At 73.7% G+C, this 10,372-nt stretch carries 11 protein-coding genes; 2 read left to right on the top strand and 9 right to left on the bottom strand.

Going from position 1 to position 10,372, the window contains the following annotated elements; all coding sequences use genetic code 11:
• Window positions 1–153: 153 nt before the first annotated feature.
• From ureG to DZF91_RS16355, 7 genes are read right to left on the bottom strand one after another with little or no spacing between them, the layout of a single operon-like run.
• On the bottom strand, window positions 154–789 hold the full coding sequence (gene ureG, locus DZF91_RS16385) for an urease accessory protein UreG (protein ID WP_117358328.1): 636 nt from the start codon (window positions 787–789) through the stop codon (window positions 154–156).
• Between the two features lie 23 nt (window positions 790–812).
• Window positions 813–1,562: an urease accessory protein UreF gene (locus DZF91_RS16380; RefSeq protein WP_117358327.1), complete on the bottom strand. Its 750-nt coding sequence runs from the start codon at window positions 1,560–1,562 to the stop codon at window positions 813–815.
• Window positions 1,559–3,283 carry an urease subunit alpha gene (gene ureC / locus DZF91_RS16375; protein WP_117358326.1) on the bottom strand — a complete coding sequence of 575 codons (1,725 nt, stop codon included), beginning with the start codon at window positions 3,281–3,283 and terminating at the stop codon, window positions 1,559–1,561. Before ureC ends, DZF91_RS16380 begins: the two co-directional genes overlap by 4 nt.
• Before the next feature lie 5 nt (window positions 3,284–3,288).
• Complete coding sequence (gene ureB, locus DZF91_RS43245) at window positions 3,289–4,011, bottom strand: urease subunit beta (protein WP_117358325.1); 723 nt, start codon at window positions 4,009–4,011, stop codon at window positions 3,289–3,291.
• A complete protein-coding gene (locus tag DZF91_RS41190; RefSeq protein ID WP_199486682.1) occupies window positions 4,004–4,969 on the bottom strand; it encodes a hypothetical protein in 966 nt (321 codons plus the stop codon). The genes ureB and DZF91_RS41190 overlap by 8 nt, the downstream gene beginning before the upstream one ends.
• A complete protein-coding gene (locus tag DZF91_RS16360; protein WP_117358324.1) occupies window positions 4,966–5,277 on the bottom strand; it encodes an urease subunit gamma in 312 nt (103 codons plus the stop codon). Before DZF91_RS16360 ends, DZF91_RS41190 begins: the two co-directional genes overlap by 4 nt.
• Before the next feature lie 52 nt (window positions 5,278–5,329).
• Window positions 5,330–6,304 carry an urea transporter gene (locus DZF91_RS16355; protein WP_117358323.1) on the bottom strand — a complete coding sequence of 325 codons (975 nt, stop codon included), beginning with the start codon at window positions 6,302–6,304 and terminating at the stop codon, window positions 5,330–5,332.
• Window positions 6,305–6,611: 307 nt separating this feature from the next.
• On the opposite strand from DZF91_RS16355, the gene DZF91_RS16350 reads away from it, so the two are divergent.
• Together DZF91_RS16350 and DZF91_RS16345 are read left to right on the top strand one after the other, a co-directional pair.
• Window positions 6,612–7,817, top strand: a complete 1,206-nt coding sequence (locus DZF91_RS16350) for an ammonium transporter (protein ID WP_117358322.1) — start codon at window positions 6,612–6,614, stop codon at window positions 7,815–7,817.
• Window positions 7,818–7,902: 85 nt separating this feature from the next.
• Entirely contained in the window at window positions 7,903–8,589 is a 687-nt protein-coding gene (locus tag DZF91_RS16345; protein WP_117358321.1) for a YoaK family protein, read from the top strand.
• Between the two features lie 42 nt (window positions 8,590–8,631).
• Here DZF91_RS16345 and DZF91_RS16340 read toward each other — a convergent pair whose 3' ends face one another.
• A complete protein-coding gene (locus DZF91_RS16340; RefSeq protein WP_117358320.1) occupies window positions 8,632–9,456 on the bottom strand; it encodes a phosphodiesterase in 825 nt (274 codons plus the stop codon).
• The coding region (locus DZF91_RS16335) for an MBL fold metallo-hydrolase (protein WP_328589182.1) at window positions 9,453–10,372 on the bottom strand (920 nt) is incomplete at its 5' end. The genes DZF91_RS16340 and DZF91_RS16335, both read right to left, overlap by 4 nt.

Raw genomic sequence — 10,372 nt, 5'->3', positions numbered from 1 at the left:
GCGTCCAGGGCGGCGCGCACCGTCCGACGTCCGCGCGGTCCGCGACGGCACGGCCGGCGGCCGCGTCCGCCGCGTCCGCCGTGTCCGGCCCGCGCGTGCCGGGCACCTGCGACGCGTCCGGGTTCGCCTCGGCCGTTCCCGGCGCCGGCGGGGTCACCCCGTCGGTGAGCACAGCGTGTCCCGGCGGTCGAGGACGAAGTCCGCCACCTCCGCGACGCCCGTGCCGGTCAGGCAGTCGGTGAGGATGACGCGGCCGTCCCCGCGCACGGCGTGCGCGTCCCGCTCCATGACCGCCAGGTCCGTGCGCACGTACGGCGCGATGTCGATCTTGTTGATGACCAGCAGGTCGGAGTCGGTGGTGCCGGGCCCGCGCTTGCGCGGCATCTTCTCGCCCTCCGCCGTGTCCAGGACGAAGACGAACACGTCGGCGAGCGCCGGGCTGAAGGTGAGCGTCAGGTTGTCGCCGCCGCTCTCGAACAGCAGGACGTCGATGTCGGGGAACCGGTCGAGCAGCTCGGCCGCCGCCGCCAGGTTCATGGTCGGGTCGTCCCGGACGGCGGTGTGCGGGCACGCGCCCGTCTCGACGCCCACGACGCGGTCGGCGTCCAGGATCCCGGCGAGGGCGCGCCGCACGTGCCGCGCGTCCTCCTGCGTGTAGATGTCGTTGGTGATGACGCCGGGCCGGCGGCCCCGGTCGACCAGCAGCGGGACCAGCGCCTCGATCAGCGCCGTCTTGCCCGACCCCACCGGTCCGCCGATTCCGATCTTGTAGACCTGCTCCAGGTGCATGCCCGTCCTCCGTGTCCGTCGGGTCAGGTGATGAACAGCCGGGCCTCGGCCCGTTCGTGCGCGGCGGCGACCACGTCGCCGAGCGGCGTCGAGGAGTGCAGCTCCGTCCGGTGCCGGACCGCCAGTGCCGCCTCCGTCGCGCGGACGATCTCCGGACGCAGCGCGCGCAGCAGGGCCTGCGCCCGCCGGAAGTCGCTCCGGCCGAGCCGCACCGCCGCCGACGCGCAGCTCGCCGCCAGGGCGTACAGGTCCCCGGCCACGGCGTCGCGGACGGGCACCCCCAGCCCCGCGTGCACCGCCCCCACGACGACCGCGTGGTTGCCGGGCGCCGCGCCCTCCGCCACGAGCCGCCCGAGGCGTTCGGCGGGCTCCGACGCGAAGGCCGGTCCGGCGAGGGCGAGGACCTGCCGTCCGGTCCGCACCGAGGCGGTGCGCTGCTCCCGGGTGAGCTTGATCGCGTGCAGCCTGCGGTCGGTCGCCACGACCTCGTCCCAGTCGCCGGCGGCGACCGCGCGGTGCGTCAGCGCCAGCGCCGCCGCGTCCGCCGTGCCCGCCGCCCGGACGACGCCGGACACCAGGTCCCGGACGTCCTCCGCCCCGACGAGCCGCAGCTGGACGTAGCCCTCCAGGCCGTGCGAGAGCGTGTAGAGCCCGCTGGGGAACCCCGAGTCGGTGAGCTGGAGCTGCGCCAGCAGCGCCTCCGCCCCCCGCTCGGGGCTCGGCGCCGGCCCTCGCTCCGGGCTCGGCGCGGGCCCCGGGCCGCGGCGGCTCATGCGATGAAGTAGAGCCGGTTCAGCGGCAGCCACGAGGCCGGTTCGATGGTGGCGGGCTCCCCGTCCACGGTGACCTTGTACGTCTCGGGGTCCACGTCGACCTGGGCCACCGACGAGTTGAACATCATGTGCCGCTTGTCCACCGTCCGGCACTGCCGGACGGGACGGACCAGCCGCTCCAGGCCCAGTCGCTCCGGAACGCCCTCGGCGATCGCGGCGCTCGACATGAACGTCACGCACGTCTCGCGCAGCGCCCTGCCCATCGCCCCGAACATGGGCCGCAGGTACACCGGCTGCGGCGTGGGCAGCGAGGCGTTCGGGTCGCCCATCTGCGCCCAGCTGATCAGCCCGCCCTTGACCACCATGAACGGCTTGACCGCGAACGAGTGGACGGGCCACAGCACGATGTCGGCGAGCTTGCCGTCCTCCAGCGAGCCGATCGTGTCGGCCAGCCCGCTGGCCCGGGCCGGGTTGATGGTGAGCTTGGACAGGTAGCGCAGCACGCGGTGGTTGTCGTTGCGCGCCGAGTCCTCCGGCAGCGGCCCCCGCTTGTCCTTGCAGTGGTGCGCGACCTGGAAGGTGCGCGTGAACGACTCACCCACCCGTCCCATGGCCTGCGAGTCCGAGCCGACGATGCTGATGACGCCGAGGTCGTGCAGGACGGTCTCGGCGGCGATCGTCTCGGCCCGCACGCGGCTCTCGGCGAACGCCAGGTCCTCGGGCACGTCGTAGCTGAGGTGGTGGCAGACCATCGTCATGTCCAGCAGCTCGTCCACCGAGTCCGCCGTGTAGGGCAGCGTCGGGTTGGTCGAGGCGGGCAGCACGTTCGGCTCCGAGGTGATCCTCAGGATGTCGGGCGCGTGGCCGCCACCCGCCCCCTCGGAGTGGTAGGTGTGGATCGTCCGGCCGTTGATCGCGCTGATGGTGTCCTCGACGAACCCGGCCTCGTTCAGCGTGTCGGTGTGGATGGTGATCTGCACGTCGTGGTCGTCGGCGACGCGCAGGGCGCAGTCGATGACGGCCGGGGTCGAGCCCCAGTCCTCGTGCACCTTCAGGCCCGCCGCCCCGGCGCGGAGCTGCTCGTCCAGGGCGCCGGGCAGGCTGTTGTTGCCCTTGCCGTAGACGGCGATGTTGATCGGGATGTCCTCGTACGCCTGCAGGATGCGGGAGATGTTCCACGGGCCGGGGGTGCAGGTGGTGCCGCGCGACCCGTCCGCCGGCCCGGTGCCGCCGCCGACCAGGGTCGTGATCCCGTTGCTCAGCGCGTGCTGCGCCTGCTGCGGAGCGATGAGGTGGACGTGCGTGTCGATCGCCCCGGCGGTCGCGACGAGGTTCTCGCCGGAGATCACCTCGGTGCCCACGCCGACGATGAGCCGCCGGTCCACGCCGTTCTGGGTGTGCGGGTTGCCCGACTTGCCGACCCCGGCGATCCGGCCGTCCTTGATGCCGATGTCGCCCTTGACCACGCCCAGCACCGGGTCGATGACCACCACGTTGGTGATCACGGTGTCGAGCGCCGTGGTGGCGTTCAGCGAGGCGGGGTCGGACGCCATGCCGTCCCGGGCGGTCTTGCCGCCGCCGTACTGCGTCTCGTCCCCGTAGTGGCCCTCGGTGTGGTCGTACTCGACCTCCACCACCAGGTTGGTGTCCCCGAGGTGGAGGCGGTCGCCCACGGTCGGGCCGTACATGCTCGCGTACTGCTCGCGCGAGATCCTCGTCATCGCCGTCAACCCTTCCGCGCTCTGGACGGAGCCTTCTTCGCGCCCTTGGTGGCCTTGGCGGCTTTGGCGGCCTTGGTCGGCCTGGCCGTCTTCGCGGCCTTGGCGCTCTTGCCCGCCTTGGTGGCCTTCGCCGCCTTGGGCGTCCTCGCGGCGCGGGCGGCTCCGGCGTCCCTGCCGGGCCCGTTCTTCCTGGCCGCGGTCTTGTTGGTCGTCGGCTTCTCGGCAGCGGTCGTCTTCTTGACCGCCGCCGTCTTCTTCGCCGCCGTCTTCCGGGCCCAGGCCTTCCCCGCACGCGAAGGCGCCGCCGCGCCACCCGCCGCCTCGTCCGCCGCCTCGCCAGGACCGCCCGGCTCCGTCTCCGGTTCGTCGAGATAGCCGCGTTCGCGCATCCGGATGAGCGCCGCACGCCGCGCCTCCCCGGACCGGCCGCTCCCGTCGAGCAGCCCGCCGAAGCCGACGACGCGCAGTCCGCCGCCGTACTCCACCAGCCGGACCTGCTTGGTGTCGCCGGCCTCGAACCGCACGGCGGTGCCGGCCGGGATGTCCAGCCGCATCCCGATGGCCCGCTCGCGGTCGAAACTCAGCGCCCGGTTGACCTCGAAGAAGTGGAAGTGCGAGCCGATCTGGACGGCCCGGTCGCCGGTGTTCCGGACGGTCAGCGTCTCCCGGCGCCGGCCCTCGTTCAGCTCGATGGACCCCTCGCCGAACATGTAGACGTCGTCAGCCATGAGTGAGCCTCCCTTCAGGTGTTCTCGTGGTCGGGCCGAGCAGATCGCGGAGTCTGCGCTCGGCGTCCCGGCCGGGCTCCCGGCCCGACCGGGCGTCCTCCTGCCCGAGACCGTGGACGTGCGCATCACCATGGTCGTGCGCATGGTCGTGCGCATGGTCGTGCGCATGGTCGTGCGCATGGCCGCGGCCGTGGTCGTGATGGAGGGGCGGACGCAGGCCGTCGTCGCCGTCCCGCTCCCAGCGCCGTTCCGCTTCGGCCGCGCGTTGCGCGATGAGCGCGGCCAGCGCGGCGGCTCCCAGCAGCGGTCCCGCGTAGCGGATCCCCTCCGGGCGGGGCGGGGGAGGGACCAGCGACGCGGGTACCACCACGACATCGTCCGCGCCGAGCCGCCTGCAGCGTTCGACCCCCTCGGCCAGCCCCGCCTCGTCCGCGGCGACGGCGACCTCGACCCACCGGACGTCCAGGTACCGCCGGACCAGCCACGCCACCTTCGCCAGCTCCGCGTCGGCCTCGGGGCCCGCGGGCGGCGCGACCAGCAGGACGGCACCCGTGGAGCCGCCGTCGTCGCGCAGCACCTCGGTGACCTTCCCGCGGAGCCAGCCGACCAGGTGCGTCACCGTGCCGAGCGCGTCCGCCAGCAGGAGGGACCCCGGCGGACGGTCGCGGGCGGCCCAGGCCAGCGCCTGCGCCGCCGCCGGGCCGAGGCCGTCGTCCCGCCCCAGCGACATCGGCACCACCACGGCCTGCGGACGCTCCCGCAGCGCGGCCCCGAGGCCGTGGCCGAGCGCGGAGAACCCGTCCACGCCGGGCAGGCGGCCCCGAACGAGGCCGCGCAGTCCGTGCAGGCCGTCCGGACCGGACGGGGCCGGCGCCTCGTGGCCTCCGACCGCGATGACGTCGCGGCGAAGGGCCGGAGGACGCGGCGGACGGCGGGACGGGCGGAACGCGGGCGTCACCTGCCGCCGCCGATGGGGTCGTGGCAGGACACCAGCTTGGTGCCGTCGTCGAAGGACGCCTCGACCTGCAGCAGCTTGAGCATCCCGCGCACCCCGGGCAGCACCTCGTCCGGCCCCACGACCTGCTTGCCGAGCTCCATGCAGTCGGCCACCGTCCTGCCGTCCCGCGCGGCCTCCACGATCGCGGAGCTGATGAGCGCGACCGCCTCCCCGTAGTTCAGCTTCAGGCCGCGCCGCCGGCGGCGCTCCGCCATCTCGGCGACGACGAAGATCATGAGTTTGTCGACCTCGCGTGGTGCCAGGTTCATGGGTGGTCCTCTCTGCCCGGCGCCGCCGGGCCGCGATCGGTTCCGGCGGCGGTCAGCCGGGCCGCCGGAGCCTGGGGAAAAGTGGGACCGCGGCCAGGAACACCCAGGTGACCAGCACGAACGGCCAGGTCAGCGTGTGTCCGCCGACGACGGTGAACAGGTTGGCGATGCCCGCGGTCAGCGCGGTCGCGGTCGCCGCCCCGACCGCCGCGTAGACGAGGCCGGCCCGGTTCGGCGCGAGGAACGTCCCCGCGAGCGCGATGCCGGTCAGGACCGCGTTGTAGCCGTACAGGCCGGCTCCGATGTCGGCCGCGGCTGCCCCGAGGCCCCACGCGACCAGCAGTCCGATGAGGCTCGACACGGCCGCCGCCGCTGCCGCGGCCAGGCTCGACACCGCCAGGCCGAGCAGGAAGAGCAGGCCGACGTACCACTTGTCCTGGAAGAACACCTGGCCGACTCCGCTGCAGAAGCCGTGCCAGACGTCGGTGCCGCTCATCGCGGTGCCGGGACGGGACGCCGACGGCGCGGGCGTGGCCGGGTGCCCGGCCCACACCCGGTGGTAGGCCGGCGCGCCGAGCACCATGACGGTGGTGACCATGCAGAACGGCGCGGTGAGGCCCGGCAGGCCGTACGGCTTGAGCCACACCGTGGTCGCGGAGGTGACGACGCCGGTCGCCACGGCCGCGCCGACGACCACGAGGGCCGTCATCCACCCGGCCCCCAGGTAGAGGACCAGGGCGACGCCGACGAGGGTGCCGCTGAACCCCTCCAGGCCGAGCACGATCCCGTGCCGGTCGGCGCCGAGGAGGAACGCGGTCAGGGTGGCGGTGACGGTGCCGAGCAGCCCGAAGACGCCGAACCGCCAGCCCCCGGCGAACAGGGCGACGAGGAAGACGAGCCCCGTCCAGTGGTTCGGCTGGAAGTCGACCTGGGCGACGCCGCGCAGGACCGTCCGGACGACCCGCGTCCCCGCGGACGCGGGGCTCGGCCGGGTCTCCCGACCGCCCTCTGGCGCAGCCGACGCCATCGCCCCCTCGCCCTGGACCGGGCGGGGAGGCCCGCCGCGTCAAGCGCCGCGCCGCGTCCACCGCCACAACGGAAGACGGCGGTTCTGGCCGCCGCCGGAAGGGGGCGTCCCCGGGCCCGGGATCGGGAAAACGCAAGGGCGGACAATAAGCGGCCAGCCATCCTCAAGGGTGCGCCAAGCATTCTCAAGCCGAGTTTGCCGGGGCGCGCCCTCGGTGATTCAACCTGGCAGAGTCCCCAGGCTTTCGGGGGCGCGGAGGAACGTCGAGGCTCGGACGCGATGGGCTCGGAAGCGATGGGGTTCGCAAATGCCACTGGGGTCGAACACCGGTGATTCGGCCTGGCTGATGGTGAGCACCGCGATGGTGCTCCTCATGACGCCGGGCCTCGCCTTCTTCTACGGCGGCATGGTCCGCTCCAAGAACCTCCTGACGATGCTCTACATGAGCTACATCTGCATCAGCCTGGTGACGGTGCTGTGGTTCCTCTACGGGTACGGGCTGGCGTTCGGGCACGACCACGGCGGCGTCCTCGGCTGGGGGAGCTGGGCGATCCGCGACATCGCCCCGATCTCCCTCCACGGCCGTATCCCCGCGCTCATCTTCGTGTGCTTCCAGGCGACCTTCGCCATCATCACCGTCGCCCTGATCAGCGGTTCCATCGCCGGACGGGCCCGGTTCGGGCCCTGGATCCTGTTCGTGGTCGTCTGGGTGACCCTGGTCTACCTCCCGATCGCGCACTGGGTCTTCAGCGGCTCCGGCTGGCTCGCGAGGTGGGGCGTCATGGACTTCGCGGGCGGCCTGGTCGTCGAGCTCAACTCGGGCATCTCCGGGCTCGCCATGGCGCTCGTCCTGGGCCGGGGGGTCGGGTTCCGCCGCGGCGACGGGCCGCGTCCGGGGAACGTCCCCTACGTGATGCTCGGCCTCGGCCTGCTGTGGTTCGGATGGTTCGGCTTCAACGCGGGGTCGGCGCTGAACGACGGCGCGCTGGCCGTCCGGGCCTTCACCGCGACGCTGATCGCCGGATGCGCCGGGATGCTGACCTGGCGGCTCACCGAATGGGTCCGGACGAAGCACCTCACCAAGATGGGGTCGGCGAGCGGCGCGCTGGCGGGGCTGGTGGCGATCACGCCGTCCTGCGCGTTCGTCAGCCCGGCCGGGGCCATGGTCGTCGGCATCGTCGCGGCGGTGGTCTGCACCTACGCGGTGGAACTGAAGCTCGTCGCCGGATACGACGACACGCTCGACGTCACCGGCATCCACGGCGCGGGCGGGATCGTCGGGGTCCTGTCGCTGGGCTTCCTCGCCACCGGCTGGAGGTACGGGGCGGCGGGACTGTTCTACGGCGGCGGGCTGTCGCTGCTGGGCAAGCAGTTCGTCGCGGTGATCGTCGTCGGGCTCTACGCGTTCGTCGTCACCTTTCTCATCGGCAAGGTCGTCGACCGCTTCTTCCGGATGCGCATGACCGACAAGGAGCAGGCGGCGGGAAGCGACAGCGAGTTCTTTCCCGGATGAGGCACGGAACGCCGGCCCGAAAGGTCCGTGGAATCAGGGTGCAGACGAGCGTTCGCGGCCGGCCGGATGCCTTTTCGCACGCCAGATGAAGGGGAAATCGGGGAAGGGCGAGCGCGGTCCGCTTTCGCTTCTCCTCGTCGGGCTCACCGTGGTGACCGGGCTCGTCGATTCGGTCTGCTATCTGGCGCTCGGCAAGGTGTTCGTGGCGAACATGACGGGAAACGTCATCTTCCTCGGCCTCGGCCTGGCCGGCTCGGCGGCGGGCTCGGTCCCGCGGTCCCTGCTCGCCATCGCCTCGTTCGGCGTGGGCGCGACGACCGCGGGACGGTTCGGACCGGCCCGCTCGTCCCACCGCGGTGTCGTGCTGGCCGTGGCCGCCGTGTGCGAGGCGGTCCTGACGGCCGTCGTGGCGGTCTTCATGACCGTCCAGCCGGTGCCGGGCGAGGGGCCGCGGCCGGTGCTGATCGTGCTCCTCGGGCTCGCCATGGGGATCCAGAACGCGGTGGTGCTGCGGGTGAAGGCGATCGACCTGAAGACGACGGTGGTGACGGGCACCCTGACGTCGCTGTTCGCGGAGGTCCTCAACCCGCGCAGGCGCGGGCGGCGCACCACGTCCGTGCTGGTCCTGCTGCTGGGCGCGCTGCTCGGCGGGCTGCTGCTCCAGCACGTGTCACCCGCCGCGCCGCTCTGGACGGCCGCCGCGCTGATGCTCCTCTGCGCGGGTTACAGCTACGCGGCCACCCGCCGCCCGGACGCCGACCGCTGGGCCTGAGGCGGACCGGACGGCTCGCGCGGGCGGCGTCCCGCCCCCTGATCAGGGGACGGGACGCGAGGACGTCGGAGGCGGCCGGAGCCGCCTGTCGGAGGCGCGGCGGGACGCGGCGTAGGCGAGTCGGCGGAAGGTCTGGAACGGTCCCGCCGGATGCAGGCCGGGGACGCTGTGAAGCTCCGGGTCGAACGCCTCGGACTCGGGGAGGTGGTCGAGCAGCGGGCGGTGGACGTACAGCGTGCCGCAGGCCTCCCAACGGCCCGTGAGGGGCGCCGCGACCAGGCGGAACGCCAGCGGCGCCGCCGCGATCGCCTGGTCCAGGGAGTCGCGGTCGACCGGTGCGGCCCGTCCGGACGCGGGCAGCAGGCCGAGGACGCGCGTCCGGCCGCCGAGGTCGTAGGGCAGAAGCGTGGTGAAGGCGCCCTGCGTGTAGGAGACGCGGGGCATCAGGACGTGCCGCAGTCCGGGCGCGGAGCCCGTGGACGCGAAGAGCAGGTCGGCCGGGCCGTCCTCCAGGGGGAGGCGCACGGCGATCCCGAGGATGTCGGGGAAGCGGCCGGGCGTGGAGACGGCCTTGGAGACGCGCACGATGCAGTCGTGCTCCCCGGGCCGTCCCAGCACCGGGGTGCGCGGCGGGACGACGGCGGCACGCGCACCGGTGATGTGCAGCCGTCCCTCGTAGGTGTGCCCGTGCGGGTGGAGCGCCCGCGCCCGCCGGATCCGGGCGGCGATTCCGAACGGGACCGCCGCCGCCTTGGCGACCGCCGTTCCGAGTCCTCCAGGCGCGCGCGGCGGCCCGCCCCGGCCGTCCGCGGGCGGGAGCACACCGCGCCTCTTGGCGGGCGGGGCGCCCGTCCGGTGGCCGGTCACCGCTCGGCCATGACGGGACGCAGCGGGAGGCTGCGCCCCCGGTCGACCACCCGGAGGCGCGAGGCCATCCCGCGCCTGGCGGCCTCGGCCTGGAACTCCGAGAGCGGGGACTTCATGACCGTGTAGTCGTCGCAGTGGACGGGCACGACGGCCCGGCACCCCACCGTCTCCATCCAGTCGGCGCCCTGCCGGCCGTCCATCGTCACGGTGACCAGCCCGAGCAGCCTCGTCCCGCCCAGGTGGACGACGCCGAGGTCGATGTCGGGCCAGCGGTGCGCGATCTCGGCGAGCCGGTCGTCCATGAGCGTGTCGCCGCTGATGAGCAGCCGGAGGTCCGGGGGCCCGCCGAGCGGGCCGAACTCCAGCAGCGTCCCCATCACCGGGGGCAGCAGCCGGGCCACCGGACCGGGGCCGTGCCGCCCCGGCACGGCCGTGAGGGTGACCTTCCGGTCGCCCCGGACGAGCTCCCGGCTCTCCCAGGTCGCGATCCCGTCCGCCCGGCCGAAGCCGCGCCCCCGGAGGGTGTCGGCCGCCGCGGGCGTCGTCAGGACGGGCAGGTCCCGGTCCAGGCCGCGCTCGGCGACCCGGTCCCAGTGGTCGTCGTGCAGGTGGGAGAGCACCACGCCGTCCAGGCGCGGCAGCTCGTGGACCTCCATCGCCGGGTTCTTCAACCTCCGGCTGCGCAGGCCGTACCCGAGATGGGCGTACTGACCGCGCCGCAGGAAGTTCGGATCGGTCAGCAGTGTGAAGCCGCCGTACCTGATGACGGTGGTGGCGTTGCCGACGAAGGTCAGCGAGTCGTCCGCGCTCGGCGGCCCGGACCCCGTCCGGCCCGCCGCTCCGTTCCCCGTCCGGCCCGCGGCCCCGTCGCCGCCCGCGGCCACCGGCGTCACCTCGTCCCGCGCGGCGCCGGTCC

The sequence above is a fragment of the Actinomadura logoneensis genome, from assembly GCF_003428695.1.
Taxonomy (GTDB): Bacteria; Actinomycetota; Actinomycetes; order Streptosporangiales; family Streptosporangiaceae; genus Spirillospora; species Spirillospora logoneensis.
Note: the sequence above shows the minus strand (reverse complement) of the source record. Positions and strands in the feature narration are given on the sequence as shown.

Coding starts and splice junctions, on each gene's coding strand:
- DZF91_RS16345 (WP_117358321.1), top strand. CDS start 7,903: ATGAAGGGGAAATCGGGGAAGGGCGAGCGCGGTCCGCTTTCGCTTCTC.
- DZF91_RS16355 (WP_117358323.1), bottom strand. CDS start 6,304: ATGGCGTCGGCTGCGCCAGAGGGCGGTCGGGAGACCCGGCCGAGCCCC.
- ureG (WP_117358328.1), bottom strand. CDS start 789: ATGCACCTGGAGCAGGTCTACAAGATCGGAATCGGCGGACCGGTGGGG.
- DZF91_RS16380 (WP_117358327.1), bottom strand. CDS start 1,562: ATGAGCCGCCGCGGCCCGGGGCCCGCGCCGAGCCCGGAGCGAGGGCCG.
- DZF91_RS16360 (WP_117358324.1), bottom strand. CDS start 5,277: ATGAACCTGGCACCACGCGAGGTCGACAAACTCATGATCTTCGTCGTC.
- DZF91_RS16350 (WP_117358322.1), top strand. CDS start 6,612: ATGCCACTGGGGTCGAACACCGGTGATTCGGCCTGGCTGATGGTGAGC.
- ureB (WP_117358325.1), bottom strand. CDS start 4,011: ATGGCTGACGACGTCTACATGTTCGGCGAGGGGTCCATCGAGCTGAAC.
- ureC (WP_117358326.1), bottom strand. CDS start 3,283: ATGACGAGGATCTCGCGCGAGCAGTACGCGAGCATGTACGGCCCGACC.